This is a genomic window from Halomonas sp. KM072, assembly GCF_050710315.1.
Classification (GTDB): Bacteria; Pseudomonadota; Gammaproteobacteria; order Pseudomonadales; family Halomonadaceae; genus Vreelandella; species Vreelandella hamiltonii.
The window spans coordinates 3,712,966-3,727,499 of record NZ_CP136132.1; the positions used below are offsets into that span (position 1 = coordinate 3,712,966).

A 14,534-nucleotide genomic window follows, 5' to 3' on the forward strand; every position below is an offset into this window, starting at 1 on the left:
GTTACGTTCCTGTCTGGTCACTGTGGCCTGGCAAGCCGCCGGTCATTTGGGATGACGCAGGCGTGGGTTGGTCAAGATGGCAATGATGTCGGCCAGCATATTGAGCCCGATGTATACCGCCGCAAAGATCAGCCCCACTGCCTGGACCACCGGGACATCGCGCTTCGAGACGTGATCTATCAAGTACTGCCCCATGCCTGGATAGACAAAAATAACTTCGACCACCACCACGCCGACGATCAGGAAGGCGAGGTTCAGCATCACCACGTTGACCACCGGCGCGATGGCGTTGGGAAACGCGTGGCGGGCAATGATGCGAAACGAGCCCAGCCCCTTGAGTTCGGCGGTTTCGATATAGGGCGACTGCATCACGTTGAGAATGGCGGCCCGAGTCATGCGCATCATGTGGGCCAGAATCACCAGTGTTAACGTGGCCGCAGGCAGTGCGATGGCGTGCAGCCGTTCCCCCAGGCTCATGCCGCCATGTACCGTGGAGACGCTGGGAAACCAGTTGAGCTGGACGGCGAACAGGTAGATCAGCAGGTAGCCGATAAAGAATTCCGGCAGGGAAATGGCGGTCAGCGTGGAGCCTGAGATTACTCGGTCCGGCCAGCGGCTCTGGTAGCGCACGGCGACCAGCCCCAGCAGGATGGCCAGCGGCACTGCAACGATCGCCGTCCAGAAGGCCAGGAACAGCGTGTTGCCTGCGCGGCCCCAAAGAGACTGGGCGATATCCTGACGGTTGGACAGGGCCGTGCCCAGATCGCCTTGCAGAATGCCGCCCAGCCAATCGATGTAGCGTGACCAGGCGGGCTGGTCGAGGCCCAGTTCCCGGCGCAGGTTGTCGACGGCCTGGGGCGTGGCGCTTTGACCCAGGATCGACTGGGCCACGTCGCCGGGCAGCATTTCGGTGCCCGCGAAAATCAGCACCGACACGGCCAGCAGAAGCAAGAGACCCAGCGCCAGGCGCTGGGCAATCAGTTTCAAGACAAAAGAGTTCATGGCAGCCTTCCGGATTATGACGTCAGCCAGCACTTCGAGAGTGCAAAGCCTGCCATCATCTCGCCCATCGGGTTGGCTGACCAGCCCCCCACGTTGTCCAGGGTGGCCTCGATGTAGTCATTGAACATGGGCAGAATCAATCCACCTTCATCGCGGACGATCATGGCCATGTCGTGGTACAGCTCGCTGCGGCGATTCGTATCCAGCTCGCCGCGTGCTTCGCGGGCCAGGGCATCGAAATCCTCGCGGAAAAAGCGGGTGTCGTTCCAGTCGGCGCTGGAAATGTACGCTGTGGAGTACATCTGGTCCTGGGTGGGGCGACCGCTCCAGTAGGAGGCGCAGAAGGGCTGCTTGTTCCACACTTCCGACCAGTATCCGTCGCTGGGCTCGCGGCGGACTTCCATGTTGATGCCCGCCTGGGCGCAGCTCTGCTGAAAAAGCTGTGCGGCATCCACGGCTCCGGGAAAGGCCACGTCGGAGGTGCGCAGCACGATGGGGCTGTCGTGGCCGGATTTCTTGTAATGATAGCTGGCCCGCTCGGGGTCGAATTCCCGTTGGGGAATGCTGTCGGGAAACAGCGGGTAAGCGGCGTTGATGGGGAAATCGTTACCCACGCTGCCATACCCGCGCAGGATACGCTCGACCATGTCTTCGCGGTTGATGGCGTACTTCAGGGCCAGCCGCAGGTCGTTGTTATCGAACGGCGCCGTGTCGCAGTGCATGGGGAAGACATACTGAGCACGCCCGGAAGTGTTGTTGATCACGATGTTGGGCAGGCGCTGCACCATGTCCACCACCCGCGGCTCGACCCGGTTGATCATATGCACCTGACCGCTCTGCAGCGCCGAGATGCGTGCCGTCGGGTCGTTGATGATGGTGATCTCGATCTGGTCGGCGAAGCCGTACTCCTCCGGGTTCCAGTAACCATCGAAACGCTCGGCGATCTGGCGCACGCCGGGCTGGAACTCCACCACTTTGTAGGGGCCGGTGCCGATGCCTGCGGCCGGGTCCTGCTTGCCACCGCCCGGCTGAATCATCAGGTGGTAATCGGAAAGCAAAAACGGCAGGTCGGCATTGGGCTCCAGCGTGACGATGGTGACTTCGTAGGTGTCCGTGGCGCGAATCGACTCGATGCCGCGCATGATGCCCAGCGCACCGGACTGCGAACTCTCGTCCGAATGGCGTTCCAGCGTGGCCACGACGTCGTCGGCGGTCATCTCCTGGCCATCGTGGAACAGCACGCCACGACGCAGCTTGAAGACCCAGGTCTTGGCATCCGAGGAAGAGTCAACGCTTTCCGCAAGGCGGGGTACCAGCTCGCCTTCTGGTGAAACATTGGTCAAGGCTTCCCCCCAGGACTGCCCGAAGGAGTGCTGCACCTGGCTGGTCCAGCTGGCCGGGTCAAGGCTGTCCGTCGACTCCCCGCCTTGCATGCCGGCGCGCAGAATACCGCCGCGTTGAGGAGTGCCCGTGCTGGCCAATACCTGGCTGGAGAGCAGCGAGCCAGCAAAGGGCGCGGCAATGCCCAGAGCCATGGCGCGACGCATGAAGTCGCGGCGCGACAGCTGGCCGCGTTTTGCTTGCTGGGTGAGAGACTCGAGTGTTGGATGCATGGTGTGTTCCCTTGATGGATTAATGATGAGGCCGTGCGATAGTCAACTCGTCATAGTCACGGATCACGTGATCCGCGTGGGTGAGATGGGAGCCGTCCAGGTGAGGAGCGGCGCAGATACCGATACCGGCAAGCAGACGGGCGGCCTGGCCCATGGCCATGTCGCCATTGGAGTCGCCGATGATCAGCGTGCGTTGCGGTGCCGTGCCCAGCTGTTCGCAGGCGAGTAGCGCCATCTCCGGGTAGGGCTTGCCGCGCGACACTTGATCATGCCCCAACACGACAGAGAACGCATCGGCCAGCGAAAGCAGCTTTAAATGCAAATGCGCGTTGTGGGCGTCATCGGAGGTGACCACGGCCAGAGAAATGCCTGCCTGCCGAGCCTGCTGCACGAAATTCACCAGGCCCTTCACGGGGGTCACGCAGCTGGGCCAGTCCAGCGAGTCGGCCAGGCGGGCGATGGCATCGTGGGAAAGCTGGGTAGCGTCGTTCCAGGCGATCCCCGACTCGAACAGGCTAAGCGAGACGATGGTGGCAATATCGTCCAATGAGCCAATGGTCAACGGGCCGGTGGGGTCCCACAGGCGCTGCTCAGGATCGATGCCTACTTTGGGGTAGAGCGCTCGGTGCGATAGTGCTTGTGCCTCGGGAAGTCCTTGGTTAAGGGTCGTGACCAGTTGGTCGAACCAGCCAATCCAGAGGTCGCCGAAATTGAGCAGCGTGCCATCCTTGTCGAACAAAATGGCATCGATGTCGTAGGCGGTGCCTTGCAAGGTGAGTTGGGGCATAGAGTGTCAGGGCTGTTGTGCAGCCATCTCATGAAGGTGGCAATGGCACATAGGTTACACGGGTTTCATGACACTATCCGTGTCAGGCACCGTGAAAATCATCCAGACCATTACCTGGGATTTTTTTTGAACGTTCAATTGAGAATAAAAATTTATCCTGAGCATTCCTACCGTTGATGTCAAGTTGAAGGGCGCTCGCAGGGGGTGGCCAGTCACGTCTACAATGCGCCTATAAAAACGAGGCCTGACAAGGCACCCCAGACCTGCCAAGGAACTTTCATGCGCGCTCATCTTTGCCCTCTCTCTCGTTTGGCTGGCCTGGCGTTCGCGGCTGTCGCGCTGTTATCTTCCACTGCGCTGGCCGAGCCCCCTGTTCGAGTCACCTACAAATCTGCCCTCTCGGGTACCGCTTACCATCAGATGGGTGGGGAGCTGGCGCAGGCCATACAAGCAGGCAGCGCTGGTGCGCTGCTACTGAGCTCCGAAGAGAGCCAGGGGTCGGTGCAAAACATCATGGAGGTCATGCACCGCCAAGGGCTGTATGTGTTTACCGCACCGCCTGCCTTGATAGCAGAGGCGCTGGAAGGGCAAGACCCCTTTGCAGGCCGCGACCCGGAACACTTTGCGGCCATCCGGGGCTTGTTTCCGGTGCCCCCGTTGACGAGGCCGACGTCGAACTACCGGAAGCGTTTCCTTAGAAGACCGTGAAGCTCAGGGCAATATAAGCGCCATATCCCGCCAGCAGCGCCGCTCCTTCCCCGCGTGAAAGGCGCATGCCGGTATACAGGAACAGCAGCAGCAGGCTTGCCGAACCCAGCATGACCCACTGGTCGAACTGACCGACGCGCGCGGCGATGGGCAGGGGTTGCAGCAGGGCGGAAATGCCTAGTATGCCCAGCACGTTAAAGATATTGCTGCCCAGGATGTTGCCAACGGCAACGTCGGCATGGCGGCGCAAGGCTGCAATGACCGATACCGCCATTTCCGGTAGTGAGGTGCCCACCGCGACAATGGTCAAGCCAATCACCGCTTGCGAAATGCCCACGGCCTGCGCCAGCCCGATGGCGCCGTATAGCAGCAGCTGCGAGCCACCAATCAGCATGCCTAGCCCCACGACCAGCGCCATGACGATCATGCCGGTAGACGTGGGGACCGCCGACACTTCTTCGGCTTCAGCGCTGTGCATCTCACCGGCAGGTTGCGGCACATTGCGCTCGGTACGATAGGCCCACACCAGGTAAGCGGCCAATGAGGCCAGCAGCAGCAAGGCCTGCCATACCCCCAATGCTCCCCCCCATGAGAGCACGATGAACAGCACGCTGGCCGCCACGACGACCACGCCATCTCGGCGCAGTGCCAATGGTTGTACGGTCATGGGGCAGATGGCGGCACACAAGCCCAGAATCAGCAAGATGTTGCCGATGTTGCTGCCCACGATATTGCCCACGGCAATATCCGGCTGTTGACGAAGCGCTGCGTCCACCGATACCACCAGCTCGGGCGCGGAGGTACCAAACCCCACCACTACCAGTCCGGTCAATAACGGAGAGACGCCCATGCGCTGTGCGCTGGCGACGGCTCCACGGATGAGCGCTTCACCGCCCAGAAACAGTAATCCAATCCCTGCCAGCAGGCTCAGCCCATACAGCATGGTGTCGCTTCCTTGTTCAATGGCCTGACCTGGTATCGGGCCTCATGTTGTCAACATAGCGGGATTGAGGCACGCTGCAAAGTCCTGGCCGAGCGCCTCATTCCTTGACTGGAAAGGTGGGGTAAGCCTCCAGTAAAAGTTCTAGTTCATTGCAGACGAAGCGTGGCTCGATCCATTGGCCTAAATGCTCATGCACGTAGTGTAGAAAGCGCTGAGCAGTGGGGGGCAAGCGCTGGTCGTTGCGCACGATGAACTGCCAATGGCTTTCGATGGGCAAGCCATCGATGGAAAGAACGGCCAGTTCGGAGTGCTCGTTGGGCAGCACGTGCTCCGACAATACCGCTACCCCCATGTCGGCGGCCACGCCCACGCGAATGGCTTCGTTACTGGCCATTTGCAGGGTCTTGCGCATGGTCAGGCCATGCTCCTGTAACCAGCTTTCCAGCAGCATGCGCGATGCCGAGCCGGGCTCGCGGAGCAGCAGGCGCTCGCCGAGCAGTTGCTCCATGGTCACGTTTTTCTGGCTGATCCGCGAAATCATCGAAGCGCCCCAATACGTCACGGCTGGCCTGATAAAGCGCCTGGCCCGTGGCGGTCATGGTCAGCCCTTGAGCGTGGTGTTCCAGCAGCGGGCTGCCAATGGCCTCGCTCAGCCGCTTCAACTGCTGCGACACGGTGGGTTGTGTCAGGTGCAGCTGCCGGGCGGCCTCGCTGATCGAGCCATGGCGCACCACGGCGACATACACTTGCAACAGACGAAAGGTTAAATGGCGGATATTCACGAAGACAGCCTTTATACGAAGGTCAAATTCAGTATATAGATAATCATCTATGCCTAGCATTCAATATATGATTAGTTGTCTTGCCGTGTACATCGCAAAATGCGGCCACTTTCATCCGATGGAGCAGCGGCGATGCCCGATATAGTGGTCATGTTTTTTCTACTTGGACTGTTGGCTGGCGCGGTCAAGTCCGACCTTCAGGTTCCCAAGGCCACCTACGACACGCTGAGCCTGTTGCTGATGCTGACCATTGGCCTCAAGGGGGGCATGGCGCTGCATGGCAACCTGCACTGGGGGCTGGTGCCCGAACTGATGGGCGTAGCGCTGCTGTCTGCGGTCATTCCCTTGATGCTGATGCCCGTGCTCAGGCGGTTGGTACGCCTATCTCCGGCGGACAGTGCCAGCATTGCCGCCCACTACGGTTCGGTGAGCGCAGGTACCTTCGCCGTGGCACTGGCGTACGTGGAGGCGCGCCAGTTGGCCGTGGGCAGCGAGGTCACCCTCTATCTGGTGGCCATGGAGCTACCCGCCATCATGATCGCCATTGCCCTGTACCGGCGCTACCAGGGCGCAGCCGTCAAGGAAAGTACCAGCAAACTGTGGCATGAAACGCTCACGAACCGTGGAGTCATCCTGCTGGCGGGTGGTGTCGTCATCGGTGCGCTTTACGGCCCCTTCCAGGGCGAAGAGGTCACCAATCTGTTTACCGGTGCCTTCAAGGGCGTGTTGGCCCTGTTCCTGCTCGAAATGGGCCTGACTGCTGCCCAAACGCTGCGGCCAATGCCCTGGCATCACTGGCGGTTGGTGACCTTTGCGCTGGTCACGCCCATGGTGTTGTCGCTGATGGGGATTGCCGTGGGAGCGCTGGTCGGCCTGCCGATTGGTTCGGTGGTGATTCTCGCCGCCTTGGCCGCCAGTGCCTCGTACATCGCGGCCCCGGCCGCCATGCGGGCCGCCATCCCTGAAGCCAACATCGGCCTCGCCATGCTGGCCTCGCTGGGCATCACGTTCCCGCTCAACGTGATGCTGGGCATCCCGGTCTACCACCGGCTGATCGAGTGGCTGCTGGTGTCGTAACGCCATGGTTTCTGGGCGCTTTCACCGTGCCCAGAAACGAAAAAAGCACCCGGAGGTGCTTGATTCGAAGGGGTGTCTGGTGGAGGCGGCGGGAATTGAACCCGCGTCCGCCAGCACGCGCCCATTGGCTCTACATGCTTAGATTTCGTCATTTGCTTTAACGTGTCTGACTCCGACGATCAGGATTCAGCCACGCGAGCCTTCTAAAGTTTGACGGTTGGCGAGAAGACACCACCAACCGCGGTCCTATCAGCTTTAGCTCATATCCCCGCAGTGATGAATAGGCACATCACCTTGGGGCCAGACAAGAAGCTAGCAGGGTTTAAGCTGCCAGCGCGCCTTGAGCGTAGTTTTCGTCGTTTGCGACTATTTTTCGTGATGTGGTATTTACGAGATACATCACGCTCTCGGCATGCACCGCAGGGTTTGTCACCGGCGTCGAAACCATGTCGCCCCCTTAGTCAGAGCCGCATTCTAACGTGCTCATCGCTAATTGACCAGTTATGCCTTGTTATGTTCCCGCATAATTCGACCTTTCTGGCGATTCCAGTCGCGGTCCTTCTCGGTGGCGCGCTTGTCATGGATCTTCTTGCCCGTCACCAGCGCCAGCTCGCACTTCACCTTGTTACGCTTCCAGTACAGCTTGAGCGGTACACAAGTGTGGCCCTTGTCCTGGGTGACCGAAAAGATCTTGGCGATCTCCTTGCGGTGCAACAGCAGTTTCCGGGTGCGGGTGGGGTCGGCTATTTCGTGGGTGCTGGCCGTGTTCAGCGGCGTGATATGGCTGCCCAGCAGGTATGCTTCGCCGTTGCGAATTAAAATGTAGGTGTCGGTGAGCTGCGCTTTACCAGCACGCAGGCTTTTCACTTCCCAGCCAGCCAGCGCTAAACCCGCTTCGAAGGTTTCGTCGATATGGTACTCAAATCGTGCCTTCTTGTTCTGGGCAATGACACTGCTGCCGGGGCCCTTACTGTTACCTTTCTTAGTGGCCATGGAACCTCACCGTTGATCTGTCAGTAGCATCCCCCTTCGTTATGTGGGGAGGCGTGATACCATTCAAGGTCTGAAAAAATGTTTCCCATGATACGCTTTGGGCACTGTGAAGTCAGCGGAGAGGTCAATGCCAACCGTTAATCGTACCGCCTTGGTGCGGCACACCCCCCAACAAATGTTCGATTTGGTCAATGACTTCGAACGCTACCCCGAGTTCCTGCCGGGATGCCGCCGCGCGCGTCTGCTGGAAAAGGACGATCAGCACCTGGTCGGAGAAATGACTCTGGGTCGTGCGGGGGTCGAGCAAACCATCACTACGCGCAACGACCTGCACGCACCAGAGCGGATCGAGCTTTCGCTGGTCAAAGGGCCCTTCAAGCAGCTCAAAGGCCGCTGGCTGTTCATCCCCATGGGGGATGATGCTTGCAAGGTCAGCCTGGAAATGGAGTTCGTGTTCGCCAATCGGTTGCTGAGCATGGCGTTTGGCAAACTGTTCCAGCAGATTGCCGGGCAACTGGTCGATGCCTTCACCAAGCGCGCCAACGAACTGTATGGCCGTTGATGACGTTGCCGTCGAGGTGGCCTTCGCGCTGCCTCACAAGCAGCGCATCGTCGCGCTGAAGGTACCCAGTGGCACCACTGCCAGAGCAGCCGTTGCCATGGCCGATCTGCCCAGCCTGTTTCAGGAACTGCCCGCCGAGACCTTCGAGCAGGCGCCGCTGGGCATCTTCGGCAAGGCGTTGCGCCACCCCGATAAGGAGCCGCTGCGCGAAGGCGACCGGGTAGAAGTCTACCGGCCGCTGCAGATCGACCCCAAAGCGGCCCGCCTGGAGCGGGCCAAACGTCAGGCCAGCGGCCAGTGACCGCTATTGGCTGATGGGCACCGGCTGAGGTTCTGGCGCGGTCTCCGGGGTGGGAGGCTGTTGGGTCGGCAGCGTTCTGTCCATGGGCTCGGCGCCCTCTACGGCAGGGCCCATGCCACGGTCGGAGCTGATCGGCAGGTCGCCGGACAGATCACCTTGCTGCTCGACGTTCACCAAGCGGCCTGCATTATCGAACGTGAGCGTGACGCGGCGCTGTTCGACACCCCCGTATGCCTTGTCCAGGCGGTACACGTAGTCCCACTGGCGGGCGTCGAAGGGCGCTTCCAGCAGCGGCCTGCCCATCACGTAGGTAACCTGTTCCTGGGTCATGCCCGGCTGGAGCTGGCTGACCATCTCCTGGGTGATCAGGTTGCCCTGGGGGATGTCGCGCTTGTACACGCCGACGTAACTGCAGCCGCTAACGACGGTCAGGGCAACGGAAAGAGTAATGATACGAGTCAATTTTTGCATTTGAGCCTGTTCTTCACTATCGTGGTTTCGGTCGATGATACCCGACCTAACCTGTTACTGCGAAGAGCAACCATGGCCGATCAGAACCATGAACTACGCAAAGCCGGGCTGAAAGTGACCCTGCCGCGCGTCAAGATCCTGCAGATTCTCGAAAATGCTTCGGGCCAACACCACCTTAGCGCAGAAGAAGTGTATAAAACACTGATTGATGCGGGCGAGGATGTTGGTCTGGCGACCGTCTACCGCGTGCTGACTCAGTTCGAGTCGGCAGGCCTTGTGATTCGTCACAATTTCGACGGTGGCCATGCGGTCTTCGAGATGACCCAAGAAGACCACCATGACCATATGGTGTGTCTGGAAAGCGGTGAGATCATCGAGTTCGTCGATGACATCATCGAGCGTCGCCAGCAAGAGATCGCCGAAGAGCACGGCTACGAGCTAGTGGACCACGCTCTGGTGCTGTACGTACGCCCCCGTGGGTCGGACGTCACGCGCCAGGACAGTGGCCCCACGAACCGCAAGTAGTCCGCTGCCACATGAAAACGCCCTTGGGGTGCCAGAGCAGTTCATCTGGCGCCTCAGGGGCGTTTTTGTAGGTCGCGTGATGGCCGAAGGGCTGCCTTCGCCCGGCGAAGGGCAAAGGCTTGGCGTGGGCTTGGTTGAGTTTGGTTGAGCTTAGTGAGGAGGGCGCTGGCTGGCGTGAAGCATCTCGCGTGCATGGGCCAGGGTCTGGTCGGAAAGCGTAACCCCGCCCAGCATGCGGGCCAGCTCGCTGATGCGGCCTCGCTCGTCCAGCAGTGCCATGTGGGTCAAGGTGGTATCGCGTTTGGCGCGCTTTTCGATGTGCAGGTGCTGGTGCGCCTGGGCGGCCACCTGCGGCAGGTGGGTCACGGTCATCACCTGGCCGTTTTCGCCTAGTTTACGTAGCAGTTGGCCGACGATTTCCGCCGTTGCCCCAGAAATACCCACGTCCACTTCATCGAAGACCAAGCTCGGAATCGTCGAATGCGACGCCGCTACCACCTGAATGGCCAGGCTGATGCGCGACAGCTCGCCGCCGGAAGCGACTTTGGTGAGCGGCCGGGCGGGTTGGCCTGGGTTGGCGCTGATCAGGAATTGCACATGGTCCAAGCCCTCGGGGGAAGGCGTTTCGCGCGGGGTGACGTCCACGTCGAAACGTGCTTTGCCCATGGCCAAGAAGGCCAACTGCTGCTGCACCTCTTTGCCCAAGCGAACAGCGGCCTTTTGGCGTGCTTCGGTGAGCTGTTTGGCTTCGCTGCGGTAACGCTCGCGGTACTCGGCCACTTGACTGCTGAGGGTTTCTAGATCGTCATCGCTGGCTTCGAGCTGCGCCACCTCTTGTTTGAGTTGGGCATGTAGCGCGCAAATCTCTTCGGGGGCGACGTGGTGTTTACGGGCAATGCGGTGTACGTCGCCCATGCGCTCCTCGACCCACGCCAGTCGCTCTGGGTCCAGTTCGGTGGTGCTGGCCAATCGGTGCAGCTCGCTAGCGGCTTCTTCGACTTGAATTCGGGCATCGCTCAACATGGTGAGCGTATTGGCCAGCGTGCCTTTGTCGCTGCCGGGCAGCGCGCTCAAGTGGGCGTAGGCTTGGTTGAGAAGCGACAGCGCGCCCCCTTCATCGCTTTCGCAGCAGTCGGCGGCAAACTGGGTTTCACGTAGGGTCTCTTCGGCGTGGGCCAGGGTGTGCTGCTCCTCTTCCAAGGTTTGCAGCTCGCCTTCGGCAAGGCCCAACTGGTCCAGCTCCTCGACTTGATAGCGCAGCAGTTGGCGTTTGGCCTCGACTTCGCTGCCCTCTTCACTGAGTTTTTTCAGCCGACGGCGGGCACTGCGCCACTCGCGGAACGTCTCGGCGAGCTGCTGGCTGCGTTCGCGAAGCCCGGCGTAGTCATCCAGTAGCGCCAAGTGCGTCTCTTCCCGCATCAAGGCTTGGTGGGCATGCTGGCCATGAATCTGAATCAGCTGTTCACCCAGAGATTTCAAATCGGCAATGGTCGCTGGGTGGCCATTGATCCACGCCTTGGAGCGCCCGTTGGCAGTAACCACGCGACGCAAGAGACACTCATCGGCAGGCAGCTCGCGGGCGTCGAGCCACTCGGCTGCTGCGGGCAGGTGCTGGATATCGAAACGGGCGGAGAGGTCGGTTCGCTCGCAGCCGTGGCGCACGCTACCCGCATCGGCGCGCTCGCCCAGGCAGAGCCCCAGAGCACCCAGCAGAATGGATTTACCCGCCCCGGTTTCCCCCGTAATGGCGGTCATGCCACGGGTGAGGTCGAGTTCGAGACGATCAACGATCGCATAGTCTTGGATCGCTAGCTGCGTAAGCATAAGGCCTCCTGAGGCGGTGCGGCACAGAAGCTGGATACTTATCCAATAATTGTTGTTTTATACAGTAGTCGATAACTCACTTCAATGCCCCTCTTGAGATGGCTTTGATGGCCCCCATATAGGCTGCATACGTGGTTAACACCCGCTACTTACCTCAGGTGGCCGCCACCGGCACCATTACTTATTTCAGGAGCAAGGCATGGCAAAAGAACCGCAAACCCCGTTGGAAGATGAGCTGGCACGCCAAGAGCAGGAAGCAGAGGTCACCGACCAGTCTGCCGAAGAGCGGTTGGTGGAAGGCGAACTGGAAGGGCTGATCGATGACGATGCACCGCTGAAAGATAGCGCTGGTAGCCCCGAAGCCGACGTGCTGGCCGCTCAGGTAGAAGAACTCGAGCAGAGCCTGGCGGAAGCCAAAGACCAAGCGCTGCGGGCTGCTGCCGAAGCTCAGAATGTTCGCCGCCGGGCGGAGCAAGAGGCCGAAAAGGCGCGCAAGTTTGCGCTGGAGAAGTTCGTCAAGGAACTGCTGCCCGTCGTGGATAGCCTGGAGAAAGCGCTGGAAAGCATGCAGGGCGATGCGTCCGAGGCGCATCGCGAAGGTGTCTCCATGACCCTCAAGATGCAGCTCGACGTGCTGAGCAAGTTTGGCGTCGAAAGCATCGAGCCTCAGGGCGAGCCCTTCGACCCGCAGATGCATGAAGCCATGGCCATGGTGCCGAATCCCGAGCTGGAGCCCAACACGGTAATGGACGTCATGCAGAAGGGCTACTCCCTGAATGGCCGCCTGGTGCGTCCCGCGATGGTGGTGGTCAGCCAGAAAGCCGGTTGATGGGATGACGCATTGCAGAAAAAAAGCCCTTGAAATGCGCTAGGCGGCCCCCAAATAAAGGGCAACTCGCGAGAATGCTCGCAAACGCCTTAAACAGTTTTGACGGCGTAAACCACTAGTTTTTTGTTTCAACCGAATTCGAGGTTTTTGCTATGGGACGCATTATTGGTATCGACCTGGGCACCACTAACTCTTGTGTAGCCGTGCTCGATGGTGACAGCGCTAAAGTCATTGAAAACGCCGAAGGCGGTCGTACCACGCCTTCCATCATTGCCTACACCGACGATGGTGAAACCCTGGTAGGCCAGGCCGCCAAGCGTCAGGCCGTGACCAACCCGGAAAACACCCTTTACGCCATCAAGCGTCTGATCGGTCGTCGTTTCAAGGACGACGTCGTTCAAAAAGACATCAAGATGGTGCCGTACAAGATTGCCGAAGCCGACAACGGTGACGCGTGGGTAGAAGTCAAAGGCAAGAAGATGGCTCCCCCGCAGGTCAGCGCCGAAGTCCTGAAAAAGATGAAGAAGACCGCCGAAGACTACCTCGGCGAGCCGGTGACCGAAGCGGTCATCACCGTGCCGGCCTACTTCAACGACAGCCAGCGTCAGGCCACCAAAGATGCGGGCCGTATTGCCGGTCTGGACGTCAAGCGCATCATCAACGAGCCGACTGCCGCAGCGCTTGCCTACGGCATGGACAAGTCTCGTGGTGACAAGACCATCGCGGTCTACGACCTGGGCGGCGGTACCTTCGATATCTCCATCATCGAAGTTGCCGATGTCGATGGTGAAACCCAGTTCGAAGTACTGGCCACCAACGGTGACACCTTCCTGGGCGGTGAAGATTTCGACCTCGCGCTGATCAACTATCTGGTCGATCAGTTCAAGTCGGACAGCGGTATCGATTTGTCTGGTGACAATCTGGCCATGCAGCGTCTGAAAGAAGCCGCCGAGAAAGCCAAGATCGAGCTTTCCAGCGCTCAGCAGACCGACGTCAACCTGCCGTACATCACGGCAGACAACACAGGCCCGAAACACCTGAACGTCAAGGTGACCCGTGCCAAGCTGGAGTCGCTGGTAGAAGACCTGGTGCAGCGCTCTCTCGAGCCATGCAAAACGGCTCTGAAAGATGCTGGCCTGTCCGCGTCTGAAATCGACGAAGTGATCCTGGTCGGCGGTCAGACCCGCATGCCGATGGTTCAGAAGAAAGCGGCAGACTTCTTCGGTAAAGAAGCCCGTAAAGACGTCAACCCCGATGAAGCCGTCGCCGTAGGTGCCGCGATTCAGGGTGGCGTACTGGGCGGCGACGTGAAAGACGTTCTGCTGCTGGACGTGACGCCGTTGACCCTGGGTATCGAAACCATGGGTGGCGTCATGACGCCGCTGATCGACAAGAACACCACCATCCCCACCAAGAAGACTCAAACCTTCTCGACGGCGGATGACAACCAGACGGCGGTGACCATTCACGTCGTGCAGGGCGAGCGCAAGCAAGTGTCGCAGAACAAGTCGCTGGGTCGTTTCGACCTCGCCGACATTCCGCCGGCACCGCGCGGTGTGCCGCAGATCGAAGTGGCGTTCGACCTCGATGCCAACGGTATTCTGAACGTGTCTGCCAAAGACAAGGCGACCGGCAAAGAGCAGTCCATCGTCATCAAGGCGTCTAGCGGCCTCTCCGATGAAGAGATCGAGCAAATGGTACGTGATGCCGAAGCCCACGCGGACGAAGACAAAAAGTTCGAAGCGCTGGTGCAGCTGCGTAACCAAGCGGACGGCATGATTCACGCCACCCGTAAGACCGTTCAAGAAGCGGGCGATAAGGCCACCGATGACGAGAAACAGGCCATCGAAAACGCCATCGCCGAACTGGAAGAAGCGGTGAAAACCGATGACCAGGACGACATCCAGAAGAAACTGGATGCGCTGACCGAAGTCTCCGGTCAGCTGGCGCAAAAGATGTACGCCGAACAGGCAGAAGCGGCCCAGGCGGGTGGTGAAGGTGCTGAAGAAGCCAACACCAAGCAGGACGATGACGTGGTTGACGCCGAGTACGAAGAAGTCAACGACGACAAGAAGAAGCAGTAACCCACCTCTTTCTGCCAAGGAAAGCGGTGACGC

General features: G+C 59.9%; 16 protein-coding genes and 1 other RNA gene. 7 read left to right on the plus strand and 10 right to left on the minus strand.

Annotated elements, in window-relative coordinates:
* Window positions 1-42 precede the first annotated feature (42 nt).
* From RVM26_RS17675 to RVM26_RS17685, 3 genes are read right to left on the minus strand one after another with little or no spacing between them, the layout of a single operon-like run.
* The gene (locus RVM26_RS17675; RefSeq protein WP_016915892.1) at window positions 43-1,002 is read right to left on the minus strand and encodes an ABC transporter permease; all 960 of its coding nucleotides are present in this window, start codon (window positions 1,000-1,002) and stop codon (window positions 43-45) included.
* 14 nt (window positions 1,003-1,016) lie between these two features.
* Complete coding sequence (locus RVM26_RS17680; protein WP_498939934.1) at window positions 1,017-2,615, minus strand: ABC transporter substrate-binding protein; 1,599 nt, start codon at window positions 2,613-2,615, stop codon at window positions 1,017-1,019.
* A 19-nt stretch (window positions 2,616-2,634) separates the two neighbouring features.
* Window positions 2,635-3,402 carry an HAD family hydrolase gene (locus RVM26_RS17685; RefSeq protein WP_498939936.1) on the minus strand — a complete coding sequence of 256 codons (768 nt, stop codon included), beginning with the start codon at window positions 3,400-3,402 and terminating at the stop codon, window positions 2,635-2,637.
* 279 nt (window positions 3,403-3,681) lie between these two features.
* On the opposite strand from RVM26_RS17685, the gene RVM26_RS17690 reads away from it, so the two are divergent.
* Window positions 3,682-4,110, plus strand: coding sequence for a TAXI family TRAP transporter solute-binding subunit (locus RVM26_RS17690; RefSeq protein WP_498939938.1), 429 nt, complete (start codon window positions 3,682-3,684; stop codon window positions 4,108-4,110).
* Here RVM26_RS17690 and RVM26_RS17695 read toward each other — a convergent pair.
* The 3 genes from RVM26_RS17695 to RVM26_RS17705 form a co-directional block, all read right to left on the minus strand.
* Complete coding sequence (locus RVM26_RS17695; RefSeq protein ID WP_498939940.1) at window positions 4,097-5,053, minus strand: sodium:calcium antiporter; 957 nt, start codon at window positions 5,051-5,053, stop codon at window positions 4,097-4,099. The two genes, RVM26_RS17690 and RVM26_RS17695, sit on opposite strands and share 14 nt — an antisense overlap.
* Before the next feature lie 97 nt (window positions 5,054-5,150).
* The gene (locus RVM26_RS17700) at window positions 5,151-5,552 is read right to left on the minus strand and encodes a type 2 periplasmic-binding domain-containing protein (protein ID WP_498941799.1); all 402 of its coding nucleotides are present in this window, start codon (window positions 5,550-5,552) and stop codon (window positions 5,151-5,153) included.
* Window positions 5,437-5,895, minus strand: a complete 459-nt coding sequence (locus RVM26_RS17705) for a LysR family transcriptional regulator (protein WP_498939941.1) — start codon at window positions 5,893-5,895, stop codon at window positions 5,437-5,439. The genes RVM26_RS17700 and RVM26_RS17705 overlap by 116 nt, the downstream gene beginning before the upstream one ends.
* A gap of 72 nt (window positions 5,896-5,967) precedes the next feature.
* Between RVM26_RS17705 and RVM26_RS17710 the strand changes: the two genes are divergently transcribed.
* Window positions 5,968-6,912 carry a sodium-dependent bicarbonate transport family permease gene (locus tag RVM26_RS17710; RefSeq protein ID WP_016915898.1) on the plus strand — a complete coding sequence of 315 codons (945 nt, stop codon included), beginning with the start codon at window positions 5,968-5,970 and terminating at the stop codon, window positions 6,910-6,912.
* Window positions 6,913-6,989: 77 nt separating this feature from the next.
* On the opposite strand, the gene ssrA is transcribed toward RVM26_RS17710, so the two are convergent.
* Window positions 6,990-7,369: a transfer-messenger RNA gene (gene ssrA, locus RVM26_RS17715) on the minus strand.
* Window positions 7,370-7,413: 44 nt separating this feature from the next.
* A complete protein-coding gene (gene smpB / locus RVM26_RS17720; protein ID WP_287808372.1) occupies window positions 7,414-7,905 on the minus strand; it encodes an SsrA-binding protein SmpB in 492 nt (163 codons plus the stop codon).
* A gap of 127 nt (window positions 7,906-8,032) precedes the next feature.
* On the opposite strand from smpB, the gene RVM26_RS17725 reads away from it, so the two are divergent.
* Both RVM26_RS17725 and RVM26_RS17730 read left to right on the plus strand, forming a co-directional pair.
* Window positions 8,033-8,467 (plus strand): type II toxin-antitoxin system RatA family toxin, encoded by a 435-nt coding sequence (locus tag RVM26_RS17725; protein WP_039181434.1) that lies wholly within the window; start codon window positions 8,033-8,035, stop codon window positions 8,465-8,467.
* Window positions 8,457-8,768, plus strand: a complete 312-nt coding sequence (locus tag RVM26_RS17730; protein ID WP_287808371.1) for an RnfH family protein — start codon at window positions 8,457-8,459, stop codon at window positions 8,766-8,768. Before RVM26_RS17725 ends, RVM26_RS17730 begins: the two co-directional genes overlap by 11 nt.
* A gap of 3 nt (window positions 8,769-8,771) precedes the next feature.
* On the opposite strand, the gene RVM26_RS17735 is transcribed toward RVM26_RS17730, so the two are convergent.
* Window positions 8,772-9,239: an outer membrane protein assembly factor BamE gene (locus tag RVM26_RS17735; protein ID WP_287808370.1), complete on the minus strand. Its 468-nt coding sequence runs from the start codon at window positions 9,237-9,239 to the stop codon at window positions 8,772-8,774.
* Between the two features lie 72 nt (window positions 9,240-9,311).
* Here RVM26_RS17735 and fur point away from each other — a divergent pair, with 72 nt between their 5' ends.
* Window positions 9,312-9,764, plus strand: coding sequence for a ferric iron uptake transcriptional regulator (gene fur, locus RVM26_RS17740; protein ID WP_016915905.1), 453 nt, complete (start codon window positions 9,312-9,314; stop codon window positions 9,762-9,764).
* Between the two features lie 150 nt (window positions 9,765-9,914).
* On the opposite strand, the gene recN is transcribed toward fur, so the two are convergent.
* A complete protein-coding gene (recN, locus tag RVM26_RS17745; protein ID WP_287808369.1) occupies window positions 9,915-11,588 on the minus strand; it encodes a DNA repair protein RecN in 1,674 nt (557 codons plus the stop codon).
* A 199-nt stretch (window positions 11,589-11,787) separates the two neighbouring features.
* Here recN and grpE point away from each other — a divergent pair, with 199 nt between their 5' ends.
* A complete protein-coding gene (grpE, locus tag RVM26_RS17750) occupies window positions 11,788-12,417 on the plus strand; it encodes a nucleotide exchange factor GrpE (protein WP_287808368.1) in 630 nt (209 codons plus the stop codon).
* A 152-nt stretch (window positions 12,418-12,569) separates the two neighbouring features.
* Window positions 12,570-14,501 (plus strand): Hsp70 family protein, encoded by a 1,932-nt coding sequence (dnaK, locus tag RVM26_RS17755; protein WP_498939946.1) that lies wholly within the window; start codon window positions 12,570-12,572, stop codon window positions 14,499-14,501.
* Window positions 14,502-14,534 lie beyond the last annotated feature (33 nt).

Excerpts from the sequence above, each read along its gene's own strand:
- RVM26_RS17685 (WP_498939936.1), bottom strand. The coding sequence starts at position 3,402 with ATGCCCCAACTCACCTTGCAAGGCACCGCCTACGACATCGATGCCATT.
- RVM26_RS17725 (WP_039181434.1), top strand. The coding sequence starts at position 8,033 with ATGCCAACCGTTAATCGTACCGCCTTGGTGCGGCACACCCCCCAACAA.
- RVM26_RS17695 (WP_498939940.1), bottom strand. The coding sequence starts at position 5,053 with ATGCTGTATGGGCTGAGCCTGCTGGCAGGGATTGGATTACTGTTTCTG.
- RVM26_RS17675 (WP_016915892.1), bottom strand. The coding sequence starts at position 1,002 with ATGAACTCTTTTGTCTTGAAACTGATTGCCCAGCGCCTGGCGCTGGGT.
- RVM26_RS17710 (WP_016915898.1), top strand. The coding sequence starts at position 5,968 with ATGCCCGATATAGTGGTCATGTTTTTTCTACTTGGACTGTTGGCTGGC.
- RVM26_RS17735 (WP_287808370.1), bottom strand. The coding sequence starts at position 9,239 with ATGCAAAAATTGACTCGTATCATTACTCTTTCCGTTGCCCTGACCGTC.
- fur (WP_016915905.1), top strand. The coding sequence starts at position 9,312 with ATGGCCGATCAGAACCATGAACTACGCAAAGCCGGGCTGAAAGTGACC.
- smpB (WP_287808372.1), bottom strand. The coding sequence starts at position 7,905 with ATGGCCACTAAGAAAGGTAACAGTAAGGGCCCCGGCAGCAGTGTCATT.
- RVM26_RS17690 (WP_498939938.1), top strand. The coding sequence starts at position 3,682 with ATGCGCGCTCATCTTTGCCCTCTCTCTCGTTTGGCTGGCCTGGCGTTC.
- dnaK (WP_498939946.1), top strand. The coding sequence starts at position 12,570 with ATGGGACGCATTATTGGTATCGACCTGGGCACCACTAACTCTTGTGTA.
- RVM26_RS17680 (WP_498939934.1), bottom strand. The coding sequence starts at position 2,615 with ATGCATCCAACACTCGAGTCTCTCACCCAGCAAGCAAAACGCGGCCAG.
- RVM26_RS17730 (WP_287808371.1), top strand. The coding sequence starts at position 8,457 with ATGGCCGTTGATGACGTTGCCGTCGAGGTGGCCTTCGCGCTGCCTCAC.
- grpE (WP_287808368.1), top strand. The coding sequence starts at position 11,788 with ATGGCAAAAGAACCGCAAACCCCGTTGGAAGATGAGCTGGCACGCCAA.
- RVM26_RS17705 (WP_498939941.1), bottom strand. The coding sequence starts at position 5,895 with ATGCTAGGCATAGATGATTATCTATATACTGAATTTGACCTTCGTATA.
- recN (WP_287808369.1), bottom strand. The coding sequence starts at position 11,588 with ATGCTTACGCAGCTAGCGATCCAAGACTATGCGATCGTTGATCGTCTC.